Raw genomic sequence first — 23,041 nt, forward strand, 5'->3', positions numbered from 1 at the left:
AAACGAAATTAGTTAGTAGAAGTAGAAGTAGAAGTAGATGTTGAAGTAGATGTTGAATCGCTATCTGACGCTGCAACTGCTACTACAGTTACTGCTGCTGCCGCACCTACTGCTACAGCTGTTGTGCCTGTTGCAGATGCAGAAGCTGCGCCTGCTGAACCTGCTTCTTCTGCTGCAAATGCAGTTGATGCGCTTAGAGCCATAAGAATAGCTAGAGCTGTATTTTTCATTGTTGATCCTTGTGTATACGTTTTTAAAACATCGATGTTTGAGCTTATATAGAGCTCAATAGGTATTTTAGGCTAGGTAATTGGTATTTGTAAATAACTGAAAGATTACAAGTTAGCTTTCTATTCAGAAAGCTGGCTATCTTACTCGGTTATCGATGCCTCAAAGTATGATTGCTAGAATCGAAGCTTGTTTGTGGTTTATTATGATGTTGATAGTAATAAACATTAAAATTATATAAGTGCTAGCTAATTGTAGACGATGTACTTATTTTAGTTTTTGCTTTCCTAGCAAAAACAGTAAAGCGCCATATGTTATTCATGATTAGGATATAAATAAGAAAGGCGGATAGAAATAGCAAAAACATAATGCTTTCGGGCTTGTCAGACATCTGCCCCCATACTCCAAAGAGTGCAAGGCAAGAGGAAATAGTAAAAAGCAGCATCAATGTTTGACGAAAAGATAGGCCTAGTCGTGTACAGATATGATGTAGATGCAGTCTATCTGGTTTTAAAGGAGACTTTCCTTTTCTTATTCGGCGCATCATGACAATGACCATATCCATAAGGGGTAGGGCAATAATCCAAAGCGCAGTCACAGGTTTCATGATAGGTACAAGTGCCCCCCCGTCTACCTTTTGAGAGCTGTGTATTATCAACCAAATGATTGTGAAACCGATCAAAAAACTTCCAGAATCACCCATAAAGACCTTAAATGAGCGCTTTGGTATCAAATCGAGGTTGAATAAAATGTAGGGAAATAGCGATGTTATGAAAATAATACAAAAAATAGTGAGTTGAGTGTTACCGGCAGAATAAAATAAAAACGCTAAAGCCCCAAAAGCGACGGATGCGAGCGCTCCTAGTAATCCATCAATTCCGTCGACCATATTGAAGGCAGAAATACAACCGATCACAGCTGCGGTTGTTAACAGAGTATCTCCGTATGAGAGAACTACATCACCTTCACCAAAAAGATTACCTAGATTTGTAAGGGAAATGTTTTTAGTGAGCACCAAACAAACAGAGATGGCACAAAGCAATATTAACCTAGTTTTTGCATTGATATCTAACTTATCATCTAGCGTTCCAATACACGTCAAAATCAAACCACACACAAGAAAATAATCTCTGTTAGGAATGAGCTCAGGGGAAATTAAAGAGACGGCTGTAAGTGTAATAAAAAGAGAAATTCCCCCAATAAAAGGGACATCACCTTGATGTCGCTTCCTTACGTCTGGTTTGTCTACTAATCCAAAAGCTAAAGCCACTTTTCTCAAGGAAAGGAGGCTAAAAGTCGAGATGGTGAGTGAAACTAAAATCAAGAGTAACATGTTAAAACTAGGCACGGCGTTTTGTAAATTATTATATAGTAGTACATACAGACAATCGCTCAATTGTAACGTAACCTTGCAGGTTTTTCATCTTTCCTCACATTGGTCGGTGACGGGGTTGGCTCTCAGTGTTTTTATTGAAAATATTAACTATTTTCTGACATTATAGAGATCTGTATATCTTTAGCGCTTGTTCTAGCTCGTGGTAGAAAGTTAAATTGCCTTTGTGTAGAATAACAGCACTATCACAAAACTCTCGAATTTCCTTTATATCATGACTAACCATGATGACATTAGCGGTTTTGCTCTTGTTAAGTAACGCTTGCTTTGCCTTTTTACGAAATTTTTGGTCCCCAACCGATGTAGCCTCATCAATGAGGTAAACATCAAAGTCAATTGCGATACAGCACCCAAAAGCTAGACGGGAGCGCATACCACTGGAATAACTTTTTACTGGCAAGTCATACTTTATACCTAGCTCGGCGAATGCTTTAACTTTCTCTTCATATTCATCTAGATTTGCTACTCCATTGACACGACCGATAAAACGGGTGTTTTCTCTTCCTGTCATTTGAGGATGAATACCTGTTGCCAAAGCAACCGGCCAAGAAATGGCTTTGTCAGTGATTACTTTTCCTGAATTAGGATATTCACTACCCGCAATAATACGGAATAACGTTGACTTACCAGCACCATTTGAGCCAAGAATTGCAACATTATGACCTTCTGGAAATCGGAAAGATACATTTCGGAAGATATACTGATTGCCTAGCTGGGAAGGGTAGTATTTAGTTAAGTTATCTAGTTTAATCATAATTGCGTAGTGAGTTTAATATACGGAACCTATTCATGTTTTTCTGATACGTATAGAAGCCTGCCAATCTCTTTTGTCATACCATTCATAATATTATTTCGAGAGAACTGTTGTATAAAATCTGTTCTGGTTATCTGTTTTAGATTAAGGCTTTTTAATTGGGTAATACAGTGTTCCACATCATTCGGTATGAAAACTTTGGCGTTTGAAACATTTTGTTCGATAAACTGTTTAGTATAACCTTGTACACCACAAAGCAGTGGAAGTCCCGTTGCTGCATACTCAAAAATTTTAGAAGGAATAACATGCTCTAGGCATGCACAAGAATCCAGGTGCAAAAATAAAACATCAGCGTGACTATAATAATTAAGTAGTTCATCTCTAGGTACTGGTGGATGAACAATGACATTGGTTAGCTTTGCACTTTGCAATACCGAGATAAGTTTCGCATTCTTACGTCCGTCTCCGATAATAGTTATTTCGATATTGTTTTTTAAGCGCTTTGCCAGCTTAGGTATTATTTTTTCCAGGGCTTGCGCGCGTCCAATATTACCAGCGTAGACGAGTCTGATAGTCGTTCCTTTAGGTTGATGGTATTGTGGTTTATCCAGTGGAATAAAGCTACAATCAATGCCGTTGGTAAACACGCTAATTTTATTGCTGTCAACATAACGCTCAATATGCTGTCTAAACCCTTCTGATACGATGTTCACTCTGTCAACGTTTGAAAGTGTATATTTTTCAACTAGTTTGAGCGTTGGCAAGAGCATGCGACTGAGCATTGGGTTAAACATATCACGTATATTTTCAACAAATAAATCGCGAATATCGAGGAAAACACGGGCTGACGTTTGGGAGGCGATTCTTTTTGCCAGTGTAGCTGTTGCAAGTTTTGAACTAGTACCGTATACCAAGTCATAATGTTTTCCTTTGGTAAATTTCATAACTTGCCGATAATAGTATAATCCTGAGATTAGTTCGCCTTTAAGTCCCACATTGAACTCAGGTACTGCAATACGATGAACGTGAACATTACTTTGTTCAATGCTACTCACATCTGTGGGTCTGTAAGAAGAATAACGAGAGGGCAAAGTCGTTAGAATATCAATCTCCAACTCTGGATACTTCTCGGTCAGATGCCTAACTAAAGCTGTGGTTCGAAATGAACAGGCCGATAGATCTGGCTCATAATAATAACTCAAAATGAGGAGGCGTTTGACTACCACTATTCCCCCAAAACAGAACGATATAGATTAACTAATTTATGCTCTTGTTCTTCCCAGCATAAGTTTTCTCTGTGCTTTATTGCATTGTTTCTATATTTATTCAGTTGCTCTGGATTATTCAACATAAGCCTTAATGTGTCAGCTAAGGCATGGTACGACTGTCCCTTGACGACTTGACCGATTTCAAAAGATGTTACAATTTTACGAATTTCAGGAAAATCTGTTGCTAATACAGGAATGCCAGCTAATGCATACTCGAACAGTTTATTAGAGTCAGTCGTGTAGTGGTTTAAGCATGTATTCTCTATTGGTTGAACTCCTACATCAGCGGAAGCCGTAAACAGAGGTAACTTTGCTAATGGGACCGTAGGAATAAATTTAACGCGGTTTTCTAAGTTGAGCGATGCTGTAAGATTGTGAAGTTCGAGTGCCTGTCGCCCTCCGCCAATGAAGGCGAAGTAACAGTTAGGTACTAAGGCGGCGGCTTGAACTAACTTTCGTAACCCTCTACCTGGCTGTAACCCTCCCTGATATAAGACAATAGGCCAGCTTTTTTCAGGTAGGTTTAAATACTCATGTAAGTAATCGCTTTGCTTTTCAGATGCAATAAAGCGAGGTCTGTTTTGCAGTACTAAAGGGCGCTCTATTTTATATGCTAGCGCAAAATATTTGGCTCGCATGTCCGTAGTTGTAATGGTCCCAGCAGTCTTAGGCATGATCTTTTTTTCGATCCAACCTACGATTTTTCTAAAGGATTGATAACCTTCGCGGCTGGTGCTTATCTCGTGAGCGTCATACACCAAAGGTACTCTTCTGATTTTTGATGCTAACCATGCTGTCGGTAAGACGTTTACATCGTGAGCATGAATAGCATCTGGCTTACTCGTAATCAGGCCATACCAAAGACCGCAATGTGTCCACGTCCGTGCTGCGAGTCTCAGTAATTGCCTGTGTGCAGCCATAGACTTAGGTTTGTTTGGTGTTGCAGTAACATTCTTCCTTGAAGCTGAGGTTTTATTTTTTCTGAATTTCCATAAAGGACTCCTTCCTACCCGTATTACATGTATACCTTCAGGTAATACTTCATGTTCCTGCGTAACTCCGGGAGTATGGAGAGCATAAATACTAACTTGGTAGCCAGATTGCTGTAGTGTTTGTGCTTCTTTTAATACTCGTGCATCATTAAGGAATTCATTCCATACAATCATGGATATTCTTTTACTCATACAGCATTTATACCAATAATGTTTCGATGTTTATTATATTATGGTTGAGTTTAGATAGAGTTCAGTTTAACTGAACTCTATCTGTTTTTATGCGTTTTTAAATATAAATTTAATCAATTCTAATGTGTCACTTCGGTTTGGTGGTGAGTGACTAAGCTCTGGGTCTTTATAAATTACAATGTTAAGCCCATCTGTTGATTTTATCTCATGCCAATTATTCACCTCATTGAGATTTAAGTTCTCATCTGAGTATTCATTAATAAATCGCTTAAGATGTCTTTCATAATGTCTAACATCGTCACTATTTTGCACAATATAAGTATGATTGCTTCTCTGTTTTATTTTTTCTGACGAAATACTTATTCTTTCGTGAAGAGGGTGAGTCTTAGACTCTATATCCTTACCGTTGTAAGAGTAGTTTACCATTGACTCAAAATGACTACGAGTATACAAGTTAAGATAAAGCTGAGGGTTAATGGCAATCACTGTCGGTTCAGGAAGGTATTCTGATACTTTCAGTGAAGTAAACCCTCCGGCTGATGAGCCGAAGATACATACATTTTTCTGATCAATATTCAAATTTTTGGCAATTGCTGTAATTGCTTTTGAAAGTGACGCTATACAGTTTACTTTCTCTTTGTACTGGAACCAACCAATTGATAGCTCATTTTCTGAGGATATGGTCGGATCCGAAAAGCTAACAACATGACAATTTATATCTTCCGACCATGAGTGCCGTTGAAAATCAACATAGCCTTTAGCCCTGTTGGTTGCACCGGGCAACATAATTAAAAGAGAATCGGCTTTTTTCTTACGCTCGGAGTAAAACTGTAAAGGAACGTCATCAACTAGGCACGAAATTGTAGATTTTCCCTGCGGAATACTAATATTTTCATTTTCAAAAAAAAAATTCTTAATATTTTTCAGTACTGGCTGTTTCAGACTTGATTTCAGCTCATCAGAAACGATTTGCCCAGCACCTCTATCTGTGGCAAGGTACTCTTTAAAACTCGTGTCATTGCTGTATCTGATAATAGTTTGTACGTTACATGCTTTAGCGTTACCAGAAAACCCGATAGCAACCGCCTTTTCGTACATGTAGTCCTTCTCCGAGATAAATCCCTGCATGGCTGATTCATCGCCAAAGCTAAACGTAGTTTCTAACTCTTTATTCAGGCATTCAACTTCAATAACTTGATTGCTTTTATTGATAAACTTGTAGTAGCCGTTCTTATAGATGACCAGTTCAAAGCCAATCCCTAAGTGGAACCATTGAGTAAACGATCTACCACGAGCAAACTGTAAATTGTCTTCCACCAGAAGCCAATTATTTGGCTTGTAGATGAGCTTACGGTGATGCTTTATTGCAGGGTAGTCTAGTTTACCTTCCAGAATGTAGTTGTCGTTCTTGTCTTTGACAACCGCATTTAGGCAAGTTTGATATGGTTTGATTTTTATAATGTCAAACCCTTCAATCTCGACAGTGTTATGAGCTCTGTGGCTTAGGAAGTAGTTACGGTATTTATCACTTCGGTAACCGTATTTACCTGAGTCACATAGTAGGCGAATACCATTATTAAATAGTTCAAATGACAGGCAGTCTCTGTGTTTATGTGATTTAGTATGATACATACCAGTCAGGAAAAGCATATGAGAAGTATCAACATCACCCTGCCAATCACTTTTTACAATGCTATAACCACTCTCAGAAAAATCGCCTACGATTGTTTTTTCTCCAGAACCATCTGGAAGTGTTAGTCTCTTTTGCTCAGTTAATATTGAGTCTCCAACGCATACTGGTCGTTTTAATGGGTCAACCATCCAGCATTTATTCCTGTCAGCCAATAAAACAATGTCTTCTATTGTTTTTGAACTGCTATACCAACCAGTCTTAATAATAGACAAGGCCGTGTCAGTGGCGTAGAAATGGTAGTGTGGAGAATGTTCTTTGTGAATGCCCTCTCTAGTGAACTGTGAAAAAATAAGCTCTTCCATTTTTTCTAAAGCATATTTCTTCCGTTCTGAGTTTTCACTGAACGTAGTTAAATTAATTAAGGCCATAAGTCCTTGAATTTGGAATAGGCCATGATTGTTTAAGCTAAATGCATCGCTGAAACACAGATTGTTTAAATGTTTCTCAGCTGCTCGCGCGAGTAAATTACATCTACTTTGATCAATATTAAGCTTATGATAGCTGATTCTATTTATAAAAAATGCTAGAACCAGCGCCCTGAAACCTACCGACATGTCATACCAAGCATAACTCGAAGGCATTCTTGAGGTAGTGGTATGGTCATTATCACTACCATGTTTTTCCATCCAGTCCGTGACGATGTCAAAGAAATAATCTACCAGAAGTTCCTTATTTTCAAATGTATCGAAAATATTCATTATAGGATGAAACATTGCCCATCCCTGGAGTTGCATGCGCCAGTTCCTATCTGAACTATGGATTGAGCCCTCCCAATCGATAGGTGATACTAACTGGTATGGCTCGCAATCCTTTCTGGGTTTAAATAGGCGTTTGTGAACAATATCCTCAATTTCATTATCATAGAAACCAGGCGGGAAAACTCTATTCAAAAAACACTCGATAGGAATGAGGGAGTAATATGTTTCGTTAAACACGTCAGTAGGTAGGGTCATCAATTACTGCTCCGCTAATAGTTCTTGGTATACGTTATCGATAATTCCTGCTGAATAAGTCCAATCTCGATTTTTTACGACCCATTCATAACCATTGCGGCTTAATTTCTGTCGCAATTCAGGATCTTCAATTAATTCACGTAACTTATTTGCAAAGCTATCAACATCACCTTTCTCGAATACAACTCCGTTGTAACCGTCACTCACGATTTCAGTCAGAGCTGCACAACTAGATACAAGGACAGCCTTACCACTAGCCATTGCCTCGAAAGGTTTTAGTGGTGAAACAGCTTCACATACCAAGAATGGCTTACGAGGGAAAGGAGTAATATCTACCAAAGAGTAGTAGTCATCTACGTGCTCATGCGGAACGCGGCCAGTGAATATAACTCGGTCTTGTAACTTGAATGTGTTAACTAAATCTACTACATTGCTAAGGTAAGCACCGTCACCGACAATTAGCATCTTGAAGTTATTTATGTTTTGAGATTTTAGTAGATACAGTGCCTTAATTAGGTCGTCAAGTCCTTCATAGTTTACAATACTACCAATATAGCCAATGACTACGTCCGAATCTTTAATTGAAAGTTCGTTCATTAATGTGGCATTTTTTTCCTTAAATGGAGTAAAGTCACTTACATTTACACAGTTTGGTACGACGGAAATCTTGTCTTTATCAACACCACGTTCAATCATGACATCCTTTAAAGCGTGCGTAATCGTAAGAACTCTATCCGCGTGAATACAGGCTTCCGCTTCCATCTTCGCCATAAACTCATATTGTTCAGTGTTGTTCCAGCCATCTTGACGAGATAAACGAGTTATCTCCCAGAGACCGCGAACTTCATAGACTGACTTGATGCCGAGTTTCTTTGCTGCTTTTACCGCAGCCAGACCATTAGGGTGGTTTGAGGCAGCATGAATGATTGATGGTTTATATGTATCGGAAAGCTTGATTAATTGATCGCTGTAAGTGTCTACATATTCACTTATTGTCAAGCTGCTTTTCCGTGTTTTTTGGTCACATCGCAAATAGTCAACATTGTCAATCGTGTCTTTCTCTGGGATCACATCAGGTAAGTCTTTGCTGATATATTTTTTGTGATCACTAGGAAAACCGGGACGACTGACACCGTGAACATCATACCCCGAGTTGTTCAGGCATTTTAAGAGTCCATGGGTTCGTGTTGCATACCCACCAGAGTTGTAAGGAAGTGAGTTATGGAGGAGATAGAATGCGACATTTGATTTTGGGTATTTTCTTTCCCCAGTTTCATCAAAGGAGAATCCATTATCCATTTTATCAATATCATCATTGATTCTTCGTGATGACATCTTCCATCCTGGAATTTCCATTGTGTTTACCGTATCGATAAACTTAGCTAACTCTCTCATTTCGCCATTGAAATTTAACAAGGTTTTTAACTCTTGTGCTAATCCTAGCGATTTAGTTATCTGCAGCTTATTGAATCCGATGTGGTACGCTATTTTATAGTTTAGATCTTTGTAGTGGTCATATAGGAAAGATAGTAAGACTCTTAAATGCTTATCCTTGTATTGGGATAAGGTGTTATCAATACTTTTTTGATTAATATTCGAGTTAGAATCTAAGCTATCGAAAGTCGCTATCGTATTCGATACGTCATCTGCAAAGTTAAGAGAAAATTGGAAAAGAGAAGTTCCTGGCAGTAGCACCGCTTCTTTGTTTTTTCTAGAGCTGATTCTAAAAGACATACTAGAAGCATTGTCTGGGATTTTTACTAGAAGCTTAAACTTATCTTTAGATAAATATGAATAGCAGGCATATCTATCATTGCTTTTTAAACCATGGAAGGGTTGCTTACAAGATGTTGGTCTTGCTAGTTCATCATAGAAATCGATCGCTAAAAATGCACAGTCTCCCTCATCGGCTGACTTAATATCGCCATATAGTTCAACGAAATTGCAGTTATTATTGATTAAGCAACGATGTGATAGTGCCTTATTTGATAGTGAACGTTCGTTATAATTTAGTACTAACTCAGACGCTCTCTTCTTTTCGTCAATTCTTCTCTTTAAAGCTCTCTTAATCTTTGCGACTAAGTTATTTGTTCTTGATAGCATGGTGTTTTTCTTTCTAAAGAATTGTGGGGAACAAATGCTCCCCACTTGTTAATCAGATAAGTTACTTAGTTAGTCCTACTGTATCAACTACGTTAGCTTGCTCATTGAATTTCACTGATACTTCAACGAATTCTTTATGAGGAACAAGAAGTACATGGATATCTGCATGTTGGAGAGCGATTTCTGTTGAAACCAGCTCAGAGTTCGCAGTGAAGCCTGATGGCAATGTCTCTATGTTTGGTTCAACTAGAAGAACTGTGCCAAGGTTAAGCTGAGCAACGCGTCTTGCAATGCTCAGCGATGGGCTTTCTCGTAGATCATCGATATCAGGCTTAAACGTAAGTCCGTAGCAAGCGACCGTCAGTTGGTCTGCTGATTTGTTTGGTTGTGCAAGAAGACGATCTGCAATCTGCGCTTTAACTTTATCGATAACCCAATCAGGTTTTTGGTCATTCACAAGACGTGCAGTGTGAATCAAGCGGGCAAGTTCTGGTGTTTTCGAAACAATAAACCAAGGGTCAACTGCGATACAGTGGCCACCTACCCCCGGACCTGGTTGAAGAATATTTACTCGCGGATGGCGATTGGAAAGGGCAATTAGTTCCCAAACGTTGATGTCTAGCTCACTACAGATGACAGACAGTTCATTTGCGAATGCGATATTAACATCACGGAAACTGTTTTCTGTTAATTTCGCCATTTCGGCCGTACGGGCGTTTGTAACAACACACTCACCTTCGACAAAAGTCTTGTATAGTTCTACAGAGCGAGTTGAGCATTTTTTAGTCATACCCCCGATTACACGGTCGTTTTCTACAAGTTCACGGACAACATGACCAGGAAGTACACGCTCTGGGCAGTGTGCGATGTTAACGTCAGCACTTTCACCTACTTGTTGAGGGAAAGTCAAGTCGTTGCGGGCTTCTGCTAGCCATTCAGCCATTTGTTCAGTGGCACCTACTGGTGAAGTTGACTCAAGAATTACTAAGTCGCCTTTTTTCAAAACAGGTGCGATTGCTTTACAAGCTGCTTCGATGTATGAAAGATCCGGCTCGTGCTCACCTTTAAAAGGAGTGGGTACAGCGATCAAAAATGCATCAGCAGGCTCTGGAGTAGTGACTGCTTTCAGGAAACCTTCGTTTACGGATGCATGTACAATCATATCTAGTTTAGGTTCAACGATATGAATTTGACCTTTGTTAATTGTATCGACAGCATGCTGATTTACATCAACACCAACAACCTTTTTTTTGCGAGATGCAAACATAGCAGCAGTCGGAAGTCCGATGTAGCCTAAGCCAACTACAGAAATAGTTTCAAATGACATTTTTGTATCCTTTAATATTAAAAATAAAAATTAAGCTTATTTAGCAAGTTCGTTTAAAATGCGCTCGCAAGCTTTGCCGTCACCATATGGGTTGTGGGCTTTGCTCATCTCCCCATAGGCTGTCGAGTCTGAAAGTAGCGTGTTTAATTCGAGGGTGATTCTCTCGATATCTGTCCCTACCAGTATTACCGTTCCTGCGGCAACCGCCTCAGGACGCTCTGTTGTGTCACGCATGACAAGTACAGGTTTACCAAGAGAAGGCGCTTCCTCCTGAATACCACCCGAGTCAGTTAAAATGATGTCAGAACGATTCATTAGATAAACGAATTGCAGGTACTGTTGAGGCTCAATAAGGTGAATATTATTGATGCCTGTAAGAATACGGTTAACAGGTTCACGAACATTAGGGTTGAGATGAACAGGGTAAACGATCTGCACTGTTGGATGTGTTTTTGCGACATTTGCCAGAGCTTGGCAGATACGTTCAAACCCTCCCCCAAAACTCTCTCTTCGATGCCCGGTCACGAGAATTAGTTTTGAATCTTTTTTAAGGAATGGGAAGTTTTCAGCCAGGCTGTAAGTCAGTTCGGTATTCGATTCGATGTTGTCTTTTATCGTCAGAAGAGCATCAATTACTGTATTGCCGGTAATTGTAATGGCATCTGAAGGGTAGCCTTCCGCTAAAAGATTTTCTTTTGACGTTTCGGTTGGTGCGAAGTGATATTTGGTTAGTGCTCCTGTGAGCTTACGATTAGCCTCTTCTGGCCACGGAGAGTAAATGTTTCCGGTTCGTAATCCGGCTTCAACGTGACCGACTGCAATTTGTTCATAATAAGCTGCAAGGCTTGCTGCAAAGGTGGTGGCAGTATCACCATGGACTAACACTACATCCGGTTTAAACTCTTGCAGAACGGGTTTTAGCTCTAATAAAATACGGGCAGTCACGTCATTTAAGGTTTGACCTGCTTTCATTAGATCTAAGTCGTAATCTGGCTCAATTGAAAATAGCTCCAATACCTGATCTAGCATTTCTCTATGCTGCGCAGTAACGCATACTTTAGCGTCAAAACGAGCATCTGCTTCTAATACTTTCACAAGAGGTGCCATCTTGATTGCTTCTGGGCGGGTTCCGAATACGGTTAAAATTTTCTTCATCGTAATTCTCTAATTACACTAACGATTATTTTTAAAATCAAAGAAAGCCCTATTATCACGACGGAAAACAGCAAAATATTATATACTGCCCTTGGGTAGGTGCTTTCTTCTGGTTTAGTTGGGGCTTCTACTACAATTAAATATTTAATTTGTTTGTATGCTTCAATTCTGGCTTTCTCTAGAGAGATTTGCGATGAAGTATAAGCTTGTAAAGCCAATTCCATTTTAACTTTATAGTCCGTGAATTTTGCAAGCAACTCACTGACAGCAATATTATTGCCATTCTCGTTTGATAGTTTACTTCTTTCATTATTGAGTTGTTCGTAAAGAGCTTTAAGGTGTATCTTTAAGCCTTGTACTTGTGAAGATTCATCGCTCATGATCTTTCTTAAAGTTTTTAACTCAGCTTCTTTTTTTGAAATTTCTCCTTCCAAACTGTAGGCGATTTGCTGCATAGCAACACCTTCGGCAGTGGGATCAAGCAAATTATATTTTTGTTGGAAATTGAGAAGGTTGATCTGTGACTTTTCTAAGCGCTTTTCAACGAGATGGTGTTCATTGCGGATGAATTCTAGTTGAGACTCTGCTAGCTGATGGCTAATTGAGTTGATGTACCATTCTGCTCTTTCAACAATAGCTTCGACGAGTTGCTGAGAAAAATTGATATCAAAACCTTGGGCTAGAATTGTAATAACACTCGACTTTTCATCAATATCCACTTTGATATGTTTTTTATAGTAGTCAGCAAACTCTTCTAAGCTTGCATTTTCTGGAAGTCTGGAGAATACATCTATGCCTGAACTGGTGTAATGCTCTCTTAAGGCCAACTGACTTTCTAGGTACGCAAGCATATCATTTGAAAGTATGTATGCTTTTAGTAGTTGATTGTCCGAGGTGGCTGTTTGAACGCCTAAACCAGTTAACAGTGCCATAGACGTATCCATTGTGGCCATTGCATCTGGTTGTTCTACAATTAATTGGGCTCGACTTTCAAACCGAGGAGAAGCGGCAAATACCTGATAAAAAGCAAACAGAAATATAAAAGAAATAATAACCAAAACAGGCAACTGCTTTTTTAAAAGGGGATATTTTACCAACAGTCCTCTGCTGCCTGTTTTAACATGTTCAGGCTGTTCTTCGGCAGACGGTTTTTCTTCACTTTCAGCTGTTGGCGTAACATCATCTTTTTGAATTTCGGTTAGTGATGAACTCTCATTCTGTGGTTTCTTTTGCTCATCTGAAGAGCTTTCTTCTACTTCAACGTTTTCCTGTGAAGGATTCTCAAGAGATTCATTTTCCAACACTCGATTATTTCTACGAATAACCGCATTGATTTTATTAACTTTTTGTTGTTGTAGGCTTTTTGCCTTTTCAAGAATTCGATTGGATAAAGCGGCATCGCTAATGGCAATAATTCTTGCTTGCCCTTCCAAATATACTGGATCTTCAAACTGCTCATCTGTCAATGAATTTCTGAATTTTCTAAATTTTTGTTCAATCATCGTGATATTTCTTAGCGACTGATCGCTTGCTTCCAAAGAATTTGATAGAGAGAAAGTGAAAGTAGTAAGAGCAATAAGCAGCATACTGCTAGGTAAGCCTGACTTACGCCTATGCTTCCGTAGGATGAGTATGCAGAAAAGCGTGCTAATTCAACAGCATGAAGAACTGGGTTCCAGTCCAGCCAGTGCCAATGTCTTTTGGGTATGTCCTGTAAACTGAAAAAAGTCCCGGAAATAAAAAACATAGGACGCATAGCCAGGCTCCGTAACTTTTCGACTTCAGGAACAAATGAATGACCTAAAGCAAATATCAACCCTAGTGACGTAGCGATCAACCATACTTGGATTAAATTGCTCAATGCTAAAAGGGGATCACTTAAGTGAACGTCCATATGCAGGAAATACGCAATAATAAATATGATGAGTAAGACAAAGATTTTTGAAAGCAGCTCAAAACCTGCGATAGCAATAACCGAACTGATAGGTTGAACTTGGCGGAAAGCAAATAGGGCTTTGTTTCTTGTTATTGAAGAAGAAACTGCGCTAACCGTTGAAAGAAACATTTGCACCAGTACCATGCCGTAAACCATAAAAAAGAAAGTGGGAACACCGTGTGTTTCTCCACCGTCCATTTTTCCACGCATTAGGGAAAGAATCATGATAAATGCGACTGGTGATATGACAGACCAGCTTACACCAAGTTTATCGTTGAATTTACTTTTTATCTCTCGTAGAAATATGGCGAAGATTACATCTCCCCATATTGTCAAAGTACTTCGTTTTTTTACTACTGCCATAATTATGTATATGTTAGGGAAGTTTCTGTCTCGCTTCCCACGTTTCCTACGTTATGGGTTTAGTTAATTGCCACGTTTGCCGCTACGGCAATTTGATAAATAATCTGAGTGATATCTTTAACCGCTTGCATAGTTTTTTCGTCTACTTTTGGCAATACTAATATTTGGTCCCCTTTTTTTATCTGATTTGGGCTATCAAACTCGACCAGTCCATTCGCTCTTACAATCGCGATTCTCGAGTCTTCAGCTCTTTCAGTAAACCCACCTGCCCATGCAATGTAATCATCAATTGTGGCTTTTGGATTATATACAACTGCTTGTGGCATAAGGACTTCACCACCAACTTGGATCAAATCAGTTTTATTTGGGATGGTTATAATATCGCCTTGCTCTAGTAATATGTTTGCAATATGACCACCGTCTGAGATAACGACTTTTCCAAGAGGCTTAACTCGTCTTGCTCGTTCGGTGAACTGAAGCACCATTTCTGCCTCTTTTGCTCGGATCGCTGCTTCACCATCAGAAGATGCAGGTGAAGTGAAAACGCTTCTTTCTAGTCGATTTAATGATTCTTCAATCATCTCTTTTTGGCGCTCAGCAACACTTTTACGTAGAATGTAGATTGAACCAGTGTCAGCCAATTGAGGGTCGACCGGAATGTAGTTTAGCAGATCATGTAGCCTAGTCCGTTTTTGAACTGCGAAGTAGGAAGGACCTAAATAGCTTCCTGAAACCTGAACATCAATAACTTGAGCATGCAGATCATCGTTGAAAATGACTTTATCGCCATCTTTTAGCTCAAATGACTGAAAGTCTTGGTATGTCATATAAAGTGAGAATGGACCACTATCCCGATTTCCGACGACGCCAACATGGCTGATTTTTGCTAAAGGCCTTGAATATTCGGTCAACTTTTTACCAGTTGATTTGTTACTTTCTAACTCAAAACGGAAAGGGTTTCTGACACCACCCGAAACTGTAATTGCTGATTTTTGTGGTTTTACAAGGATTACATCACCATCTTTGAAACTGATTTTAGGTAGTGTCCCCGTACTAATGAAATTGTATAAGTCGACCGTTGCGATAACTTCCCCTTGTCTTTTTATTTCTATTTCTCGGTAGCTTCCACGTTCTGAGTCGATACCACCAGCTCGTTTTAAAAAGTAAAGGAGGCTATCGGAGGCCATACCAGCATATTGACCTGGTCTGATGACGGGACCGGATAAATAGATACTTACAGGCGTTGCAGTTAATAGATTTACATAAATGCTTACGTTGTTTGTGTATACTTTTTTAATTTGTTGAGTGACAAAATTATTGACTTCACTTGCTTTTACATTTTGAACTTTAATTGGTCCAATCTCAGGAATGAAAATATTTCCTTGATTATCTACAGTTACAACATCTGCATATGTTACCGCTCCCCAGAGCCAAATATTGATTTTGTCACCGGGTGCAATCAAGTAGTTTTCATTTAATCCATCACTTCGTTCTGACTCGTAACCTCCAGCAAACAAGTTTGCTCCATATGGAGGAGGAAGGTTTTCTCCAGAAGAAGGGAGCAGTAGTCTCACATCAGTCTCGCCGGGGAGAAGTAAGTTGTTCCTATTTTCTGATGTGTAAGTACCGTTTTCCAGAGCTTGATTGGGGGTGGGTTGACTGTGGGATATTGACTTTGACTGAGAGGTTCCGGAAAGATCTGATAAAGAAGGTTGTAGAGAGTGTGAATTAGTCAATTCATTTGATGTTACGGTTAGAGAAATTAGGGAAACAGCTACCGCGCTTAAGCATTGTTTGATTGTTTTGCTCATAATTGATTGATTTTAAAGGTTCAGAAACGTAGCGTCTTCGACGATGTTTTTCATGATGTACCATTTGCCATTAGGGGCTTCAGGGTTTTTGTATAAGCATGCAACTCTTGACGTTTTGCCGTGGTTGTTTACTACCTCAAAATTTCGACACATGTTACCTAATGCCGATGTATAGAAGGGGCCTAGACGAATCGAAGCTTCTGGATGTTGAAGGACAGTAGAATCTGTATTTGCTAAAACAGGCCAATATTTTTCTGGAATGATTTGACCATTGAACTCCTGAAGTGAAGAAGAAACTAAGGGAACTCCTGCTACCACTTCTCTAGGTTTACTACTACAAGCGGTGAGTAGCAGAGAAACTGATACAATCGATATCAATTTGTAAAGAGGTGTTTTTAATCTCATTTTGATACGCTACCGCCCTACGGTTTTGCGTAATCCATAACACGCAGGGCCTCCAATGTTTTATCTTTTTGTGGATGAGCCGTTTAGTTGTCGCTACTTGTCAAGGTTGAGTAGCCAAGCATACGGAGTTTTATCCTATGCCGAAGACAACTATCTAATATAGCGAAGTAGGTTACTACGAAACTCCTAGTCTCAGCAAGAGGGCAACGAGTTAGTACTACTGAAAAAAGTTCTCATTGGGGGAGGTTGAGCGTGAAGGTTTATAAGTATCAGGGTGGTATGCGTTCTTTTGGTTTTTCTAGGGGAATGTTTCATAAGTAGTTTTATTATGCATTAAGTATAGACAGGAGAGAGAATACATATAAATAACTGAACGACTGGAGTTTGGCGCTAAGAACTAGATGTTGAAGGAGGGTGTTTTTTTAGCTTTTATGTAATTTATTATGACAAACTCTTTTTCCGATTTGACGTAAACATGTATCACATATAAAGGGTGCTTTAATAATTATATCTGCAACTCATTCTCGACTTTGATTGTGATGTTATTGTCAATTTGTCGTTTGTTATTTGTTTGGATAGTTCTGCAATATCTTATACAGAGTATTTTGTGGTTCCGCTTCACCATGAATTAAATGCACTTCTTTTGGTGGTGGATTAATTCCTTCTACAAAGCGAATTAGATCGGATTGATCTGCATGAGCTGAATAGCCAGACATCGTATGTATTTGAGCTTTAACTTTAATTCTCTTTCCTTCGATATCAACCTCACTCGCACCCTCTTGAATTTCTCTCCCTAGCGTTCCCTCAGCTTGATAGCCAGCAAACAGCACATCATTACGACTATCTGGTAACAACGCATTGAGGTAATTCACCACTCGACCACCTTCGCACATCCCAGAGGCAGCAACCACAATAGCAGGTTCAGAAGTGCTCGCCAGACGATTCACCAATCTCATATGTTCAGCATGAGTCTCAATCGTAATACATTGTTCAAACCCGAGAGGATGACGATGTCGCTCCAAACGCCTTTTTGCTTCTTTACCCCAAAGCTTTTTAAAGCGCCGATAAGTCTTTGTCACTTTTCGTGCTAAAGGCGAATCAAGAATAATTGGTAGGGTACCATGTAAAGACTTCTGGTGCAGAAGCTGTTCGATATCGAATAACAGTTCTTGTGTCCTACCGACACTAAAAGCAGGAATAACAATCACACCACCATCTTCCAGCGCATGTTCGATAATAGAGAGTAATCGAGTACTTCTACTTTTCACGCTTTCATGGTGCTTATCATCATAGGTCGACTCAATAAACAAATAGTCTGCTTTTTCAGGAGGTTTCGGCTCTGGGAGTAAAGGCGTATCACTTGGACCGAGATCACCAGAAAATACCACTACGTCATTATTTGAGAGTTTAAATTCCAAATAAGCAGAACCTAAAATATGGCCCGCAGGTTGAAAGCGTATATAAGCCAACCCCTTAAGAGGAAGCCATGTATTGTACTGACATGGCACCAATCGTTGCTTAATTAGATTTAATATATGCTGCCGTTGATGTTTGCCTAAACCCAGCTGTAGCTTTAATCCGGCCTCTAACACAAGAGGGACCAATTCAGCAGTTGCTTGTGTGCAGTAGATTTTGCCTTTAAAACCAGCTGCGAGTAACCATGGTAATCGGCCTATATGGTCAATATGAGCATGGGTCAGTACCAGCGCTTTTACCTTGGTTAAAGAAAAATCTATTGCCAGCGAACGATCATGACGACCTACCAATGCATCTTTACCTTGAAATAACCCGCAGTCGATCAAAATGCTCCCTTGCTCAATCGCAGTTCGTGACAAGAGCCTGTCACCGTATCCTTCCCACCATGATGAAGTACTTTCATAGCTATCTCCTTTTCATAGGCATCAATGTAATGAATCGAAGAAAGAAGAGGGAGGGTAACCGACCAGATAAACACGAAAGTAGGAGTCAAAATGCTAGGGGAGTGTTAAACGGTGTTGTAAGTTGCATTAAATTGTGATGCATATTCCACATAGGCAACTTTTTGCATTTTGTAATAAATATAAACGAATAAATGCGTATTATAAAACGCGCTTTAGGTAGGCAGAATTTACGATTTTCTGGTTAAAATGACACCTTATATCTTGGTTAGTTGTCATAAAAAAGTCATTTTTTTGTCATTCTTGTACTTTTCGTTGCAACCTGTTTGCTATACAATCCTTTGCCTTGAGCACAAATGATAAAAAACCAAATGCATTGCCTTTAGGAGCCAGACCTAAGGGCGGTAGCGTGCCAAAAAGCAAAACAAAGCTCTCTAAGTGACATAAAAATGTCACCAGATAAATATAAATACAATTAAGCACATAGTTGCATTTCTGGCAAGGCTCTATAATTAAAATAGAGACTTCAAACAAACACTTAAAACACCTCCTGTTACGTCAGAGGAGGACAAAACAGTAATGAATACTGTTTTGAAAAGATAATGGCTAGGCATCAGGTTTATCAACTAATACCTATCAACGACAGTCTTCATAAAAGTTACTTTTTGTGATAACGACTGACCCGCCTAAATTATCTACCTAGATTTCTGTTCCCCAAAGGTATCGCTTGTGCACTTGTGGCGCATTCGTTTGTGTATTTTCCTCTGGGGTTATTGTGCTGTCCGAAACAATGCTTTTTTAATGTAAGCAGAAGCGTTGTATCCATCACTCGCGATTATTCACATCAACGTCCTATTCTTTGGCCTAGGTTATTTACAATGTCTAAAAAGAAAATTCTCACCGTATTCGGTACACGTCCAGAAGCCATAAAAATGGCTCCTTTGGTTCATGCGCTTGCAAATGATGAGCGATTTGACGCGAAGTGCTGCGTTACTGCTCAACACCGAGAAATGCTGGATCAGGTATTAGAGTTATTTGAAATAAAGCCAGATTACGATCTTAACTTGATGAAGGCTGGTCAATCACTGAACGATGTAACGGCCCGTATCTTACTTGAACTAAAACCAGTACTTCAGGAGTTTCAACCGGATGTCGTGTTAGTCCATGGTGATACGGCCACCACCTTTGCAGCAAGCTTGGCCGCGTATTATGAGCAAATTGCTGTTGGTCATGTAGAAGCCGGTCTTCGCACCGGTAACATTTACTCCCCATGGCCAGAAGAAGCCAATAGAAAGCTAACAGGAGCACTAACTAAGTATCACTTTGCTCCTACAGAAACCTCCCAAAACAATCTGCTACAAGAAAATATCAGCTCTGAACACATCTGTGTGACGGGTAATACCGTTATCGATGCTTTATTGATGGTTAAAGACAAAATTGATAGCGACAGTGCGCTTAACCAACAGTTGGCAAGCCAATTCCCAATGCTTGATGAAAGCAAAAAGCTGATTTTGGTCACTGGTCATCGTCGCGAGAGTTTTGGTGGCGGTTTTGAACGCATTTGTGAAGCTTTAGCTAAAACTGCGCAAGACCACCCTGAAGCACAAATCTTATACCCAGTACACCTAAACCCGAATGTAAGAGAACCAGTAAATCGCATTCTGTCAAACGTCGATAATGTGCACCTCATTGAACCTCAACAATATCTACCATTTATCTACCTGATGAGCCGCGCGCATATCATTTTAACCGACTCCGGTGGTATTCAAGAAGAAGCCCCTTCGCTAGGCAAACCTGTATTAGTTATGCGTGACACAACAGAAAGACCAGAAGCCGTTGCCGCGGGTACAGTGAAACTCGTTGGAACCGACGTTGATAAGATAGTCACTGGTTTAGATGTACTACTTAATGACAAAGATGCTTACCAAGCGATGAGCTTTGCACACAACCCTTATGGTGATGGTCTAGCATGTCAGCGTATTTTAGAAGAATTAGCAAAATAATCATTTAGTTAGGAAAAAATTATGTCTTTTGAAACAATTTCAGTTATTGGCTTAGGTTACATCGGATTGCCAACCGCAGCGATGTTTGCATCACGTAAGAAAAAGGTAATAGGTGTTGATGTAAACCAGCATGCGGTTGATACCATCAACCAAGGCAAAATCCATATTGTTGAGCCGGATCTCGATATGATCGTAAGTGCAGCAGTGTCTGAAGGTTACTTGAAAGCAACCACAACGCCAGAGCCGGCAGATGCATTCCTAATTGCGGTTCCAACGCCATTTTTGCCATGTAAAGAAGGTGAAGTACCAGCGCCTGATTTGTCTTACATTGAAGCGGCAAGTAAAGCCATAGCACCAGTTCTTAAAAAAGGTGACCTCGTTATTCTTGAATCCACGTCACCTGTGGGTGCCACAGAGCAAATGGCCGCTTGGCTAGCTGAAGCTCGTGATGATCTGATTTTCCCACAAACGCATGGCGAACAAGCAGATGTGAATATCGCTCACTGCCCGGAGCGTGTATTGCCTGGTCACGTTGTTCGTGAATTGGTAGAAAATGATCGCGTTATTGGCGGTATGTCTACTCGCTGCTCTGAGCGCTCAGTAGAGTTGTACCGTATCTTTGTACAAGGTGAATGTGTCGTAACAAATGCGCGCACAGCAGAAATGGCAAAACTGACAGAGAATAGCTCTCGTGATGTTCAAATCGCATTTGCAAACGAACTTTCAATCATTTGTGAAAAGTTAGACATCAACGTTTGGGAACTGATTGCATTGGCGAACCGCCACCCTCGCGTAAACATCCTTCAGCCAGGCCCTGGTGTAGGTGGCCACTGCATTGCGGTTGACCCTTGGTTCATTGTGTCAAAAACACCAGAAGAAGCACAAATTATCCACACGGCACGTAAAGTGAATGACGGCAAACCGGACTGGGTAATTAATAAAGTAAAACTAGCAATTGCCGAGTTTTTACAAGCAAACCCAGATAAAACAGCCCGCGAGGTGACGGTTGCTTGTTACGGTTTGGCCTTTAAACCTGATATTGATGACTTACGTGAGAGCCCTGCAATGGCCATTACACAAAAGATCGCAGAAATGCATGCTGGTCGTGTGATTGCAGTGGAGCCAAATATCGAATCTATCCCTGCAAAACTTAAACATGTTGAACTTGTAGAGTTTGATATCGCAGCAAAAGAAGCTGATGTAAAAGTCTTATTAGTTGACCATAAAGAGTTTAAAGAGTGCTCCATTGTGTCGGGTTTAGTAATAGATACTAAAGGTATTTGGTAAATACGTTTCTCCGTAATGCTCGATATTTATTCATCATGATAAGAAAAATATTAACAGTTTTATCTGGTAGTGTTATTGCTCAGTTAATAACGCTAGGGGTAACTCCATTTTTGACTAGGATATATACGCCACAACAATATGGGGAGTTAGCAAGCTTCTTAGTGGTTGTAAATATTCTTGGTCCAATTGCTGCTTTAGCTTATCCTTTAGCTATTTCATTAGCTAGAACAAAAAAAATAGCAAGATCGGTTTTAACTCTTTGCTACGTTATGACATCAACAATATGTAGTATATTATTTTTGGGTTACCTTGCTTCTTGGGCATTTTTAGATCTCCCCTTTTTTATAGCGCTATCCACCCCTATTGCAGTATTTTGTGTAAGCATTCATAACTCTTCAGTGTTATGGTTAAATAGAAATGAAATGTTTGGCTTTGTTACTAAGTTAACGATATTTCAATCATTACTTGCCGCTTTTTTTAAACTTACATTTGGTTATATTTTTGGCACCGGAGAAGCATTAATATATTCATATTTGATTAGTTATTTAAGCCTAGCATTGTTATTTTTCTTTTGTGCTAATTACTTTTGTAATGAAACGAGAAAATTTAACATGAATGAGATTGATAAAATAGCTAGAGAGTATAAGAATTTTCCAATATATCGTGCACCTCAGATATTTCTAAACGCGGTATTCAAGAATACGCCAATATTAATTCTTGGTGCGGTGTCAAGCAGTTCAGTTGTTGGGTTCTATTCTTTGTCTAATAGCGTTTTAATTCTTCCTCTAGTTATAATGGGCAAGTCTATCAGTAGTGTTTTCTATCCAATGCTTGCGAGGAAATATAACGAAGATGATAAACCTTATGATTTCTTAATTAAAGTAACTAAGGTAATATTTTTCATTTCAATTTGTGTATTTACTTTACTTTCAATACTAAGCGAGATGTTATTTACTTTAATATTTGGGCCTGAATGGACCCAATCTGGGGAAATAACAAGATATCTTTGTATTTGGTTTGTTTTTTACTTAACATCAAAGCCTATAATTGATGCAATTCCAATATATGGACTGCAAAAGTTTCACCTGAAATTTGAAATCGTGACAGGATTACTAGGAGTCAGTATTTTATATTTTCTGTTAATGATAATTGAAAATGAAATGTATGCTATTTTTTGGTATAGCATAGCTATGGCAATATTTTGTTTGTTATTAATATACTCTGTAACATCGAAAATTAGGAAAAGCTTAAAGTAATGTCATTCAATCTTTATGGATTAATATTAATATTCAATGCGTTCT

The 23,041-nt window shown here is 39.3% G+C and carries 16 protein-coding genes and 1 pseudogene; 3 read left to right on the forward strand and 14 right to left on the reverse strand.

Annotated features, from left to right (window positions below; translation table 11 throughout):
- Positions 1 to 8: 8 nt before the first annotated feature.
- The 14 genes and pseudogenes from LIX84_RS13025 to LIX84_RS13090 form a co-directional block, all read right to left on the reverse strand.
- Positions 9 to 230 (reverse strand): hypothetical protein, encoded by a 222-nt coding sequence (locus tag LIX84_RS13025; RefSeq protein ID WP_005535462.1) that lies wholly within the window; start codon positions 228 to 230, stop codon positions 9 to 11.
- A gap of 242 nt (positions 231 to 472) precedes the next feature.
- Entirely contained in the window at positions 473 to 1,561 is a 1,089-nt protein-coding gene (gene wecA, locus LIX84_RS13030; protein ID WP_134647630.1) for a UDP-N-acetylglucosamine--undecaprenyl-phosphate N-acetylglucosaminephosphotransferase, read from the reverse strand.
- A gap of 163 nt (positions 1,562 to 1,724) precedes the next feature.
- On the reverse strand, positions 1,725 to 2,375 hold the full coding sequence (locus tag LIX84_RS13035) for an ABC transporter ATP-binding protein (protein WP_054867819.1): 651 nt from the start codon (positions 2,373 to 2,375) through the stop codon (positions 1,725 to 1,727).
- A 29-nt stretch (positions 2,376 to 2,404) separates the two neighbouring features.
- Complete coding sequence (locus tag LIX84_RS13040) at positions 2,405 to 3,601, reverse strand: glycosyltransferase family 4 protein (protein ID WP_226421480.1); 1,197 nt, start codon at positions 3,599 to 3,601, stop codon at positions 2,405 to 2,407.
- Complete coding sequence (locus LIX84_RS13045) at positions 3,601 to 4,809, reverse strand: glycosyltransferase (protein WP_226421481.1); 1,209 nt, start codon at positions 4,807 to 4,809, stop codon at positions 3,601 to 3,603. The genes LIX84_RS13040 and LIX84_RS13045 overlap by 1 nt, the downstream gene beginning before the upstream one ends.
- Positions 4,810 to 4,914: 105 nt before the next feature.
- Positions 4,915 to 7,473 carry a YqiA/YcfP family alpha/beta fold hydrolase gene (locus tag LIX84_RS13050; RefSeq protein ID WP_226421482.1) on the reverse strand — a complete coding sequence of 853 codons (2,559 nt, stop codon included), beginning with the start codon at positions 7,471 to 7,473 and terminating at the stop codon, positions 4,915 to 4,917.
- A gap of 3 nt (positions 7,474 to 7,476) precedes the next feature.
- Entirely contained in the window at positions 7,477 to 9,576 is a 2,100-nt protein-coding gene (locus LIX84_RS13055) for a glycosyltransferase family 4 protein (RefSeq protein WP_226421483.1), read from the reverse strand.
- 61 nt (positions 9,577 to 9,637) lie between these two features.
- The gene (wecC, locus tag LIX84_RS13060; protein WP_226421484.1) at positions 9,638 to 10,903 is read right to left on the reverse strand and encodes a UDP-N-acetyl-D-mannosamine dehydrogenase; all 1,266 of its coding nucleotides are present in this window, start codon (positions 10,901 to 10,903) and stop codon (positions 9,638 to 9,640) included.
- 36 nt (positions 10,904 to 10,939) lie between these two features.
- Positions 10,940 to 12,064, reverse strand: a complete 1,125-nt coding sequence (gene wecB / locus LIX84_RS13065; protein ID WP_329958994.1) for a non-hydrolyzing UDP-N-acetylglucosamine 2-epimerase — start codon at positions 12,062 to 12,064, stop codon at positions 10,940 to 10,942.
- Complete coding sequence (locus LIX84_RS13070) at positions 12,055 to 13,560, reverse strand: lipopolysaccharide biosynthesis protein (protein WP_134647644.1); 1,506 nt, start codon at positions 13,558 to 13,560, stop codon at positions 12,055 to 12,057. Before LIX84_RS13070 ends, wecB (LIX84_RS13065) begins: the two co-directional genes overlap by 10 nt.
- A gap of 11 nt (positions 13,561 to 13,571) precedes the next feature.
- Entirely contained in the window at positions 13,572 to 14,357 is a 786-nt protein-coding gene (locus LIX84_RS13075) for an ABC transporter permease (RefSeq protein ID WP_226421486.1), read from the reverse strand.
- A 59-nt stretch (positions 14,358 to 14,416) separates the two neighbouring features.
- The gene (locus tag LIX84_RS13080) at positions 14,417 to 16,168 is read right to left on the reverse strand and encodes a polysaccharide biosynthesis/export family protein (protein WP_134647648.1); all 1,752 of its coding nucleotides are present in this window, start codon (positions 16,166 to 16,168) and stop codon (positions 14,417 to 14,419) included.
- Between the two features lie 12 nt (positions 16,169 to 16,180).
- Complete coding sequence (locus LIX84_RS13085; RefSeq protein WP_134647650.1) at positions 16,181 to 16,573, reverse strand: hypothetical protein; 393 nt, start codon at positions 16,571 to 16,573, stop codon at positions 16,181 to 16,183.
- 563 nt (positions 16,574 to 17,136) lie between these two features.
- Positions 17,137 to 18,452, reverse strand: a pseudogene (locus LIX84_RS13090) (MBL fold metallo-hydrolase RNA specificity domain-containing protein).
- An 876-nt stretch (positions 18,453 to 19,328) separates the two neighbouring features.
- Here LIX84_RS13090 and wecB (LIX84_RS13095) point away from each other — a divergent pair.
- From wecB (LIX84_RS13095) to LIX84_RS13105, 3 genes are read left to right on the forward strand one after another with little or no spacing between them, the layout of a single operon-like run.
- Positions 19,329 to 20,453 (forward strand): non-hydrolyzing UDP-N-acetylglucosamine 2-epimerase, encoded by a 1,125-nt coding sequence (wecB, locus tag LIX84_RS13095; RefSeq protein ID WP_104971192.1) that lies wholly within the window; start codon positions 19,329 to 19,331, stop codon positions 20,451 to 20,453.
- A 21-nt stretch (positions 20,454 to 20,474) separates the two neighbouring features.
- Positions 20,475 to 21,740, forward strand: a complete 1,266-nt coding sequence (gene wecC / locus LIX84_RS13100) for a UDP-N-acetyl-D-mannosamine dehydrogenase (RefSeq protein ID WP_226421487.1) — start codon at positions 20,475 to 20,477, stop codon at positions 21,738 to 21,740.
- A 35-nt stretch (positions 21,741 to 21,775) separates the two neighbouring features.
- Positions 21,776 to 22,996 carry an oligosaccharide flippase family protein gene (locus LIX84_RS13105; RefSeq protein ID WP_226421488.1) on the forward strand — a complete coding sequence of 407 codons (1,221 nt, stop codon included), beginning with the start codon at positions 21,776 to 21,778 and terminating at the stop codon, positions 22,994 to 22,996.
- Positions 22,997 to 23,041 lie beyond the last annotated feature (45 nt).

This window comes from Vibrio sp. E14 (genome assembly GCF_020515785.1).
Lineage (GTDB): Bacteria > Pseudomonadota > Gammaproteobacteria > Enterobacterales > Vibrionaceae > Vibrio > Vibrio diabolicus.

Bases quoted from the DNA above. Each gene is read 5' to 3' on its own strand.
- wecC (WP_226421487.1), top strand. From the start codon at position 20,475: ATGTCTTTTGAAACAATTTCAGTTATTGGCTTAGGTTACATCGGATTG.
- wecC (WP_226421484.1), bottom strand. From the start codon at position 10,903: ATGTCATTTGAAACTATTTCTGTAGTTGGCTTAGGCTACATCGGACTT.
- LIX84_RS13050 (WP_226421482.1), bottom strand. From the start codon at position 7,473: ATGACCCTACCTACTGACGTGTTTAACGAAACATATTACTCCCTCATT.
- LIX84_RS13035 (WP_054867819.1), bottom strand. From the start codon at position 2,375: ATGATTAAACTAGATAACTTAACTAAATACTACCCTTCCCAGCTAGGC.
- wecA (WP_134647630.1), bottom strand. From the start codon at position 1,561: ATGTTACTCTTGATTTTAGTTTCACTCACCATCTCGACTTTTAGCCTC.
- wecB (WP_104971192.1), top strand. From the start codon at position 19,329: ATGTCTAAAAAGAAAATTCTCACCGTATTCGGTACACGTCCAGAAGCC.
- LIX84_RS13080 (WP_134647648.1), bottom strand. From the start codon at position 16,168: ATGAGCAAAACAATCAAACAATGCTTAAGCGCGGTAGCTGTTTCCCTA.
- LIX84_RS13075 (WP_226421486.1), bottom strand. From the start codon at position 14,357: ATGGCAGTAGTAAAAAAACGAAGTACTTTGACAATATGGGGAGATGTA.
- LIX84_RS13025 (WP_005535462.1), bottom strand. From the start codon at position 230: ATGAAAAATACAGCTCTAGCTATTCTTATGGCTCTAAGCGCATCAACT.
- LIX84_RS13045 (WP_226421481.1), bottom strand. From the start codon at position 4,809: ATGATTGTATGGAATGAATTCCTTAATGATGCACGAGTATTAAAAGAA.
- LIX84_RS13055 (WP_226421483.1), bottom strand. From the start codon at position 9,576: ATGCTATCAAGAACAAATAACTTAGTCGCAAAGATTAAGAGAGCTTTA.
- LIX84_RS13105 (WP_226421488.1), top strand. From the start codon at position 21,776: ATGATAAGAAAAATATTAACAGTTTTATCTGGTAGTGTTATTGCTCAG.
- LIX84_RS13070 (WP_134647644.1), bottom strand. From the start codon at position 13,560: ATGATTGAACAAAAATTTAGAAAATTCAGAAATTCATTGACAGATGAG.
- LIX84_RS13085 (WP_134647650.1), bottom strand. From the start codon at position 16,573: ATGAGATTAAAAACACCTCTTTACAAATTGATATCGATTGTATCAGTT.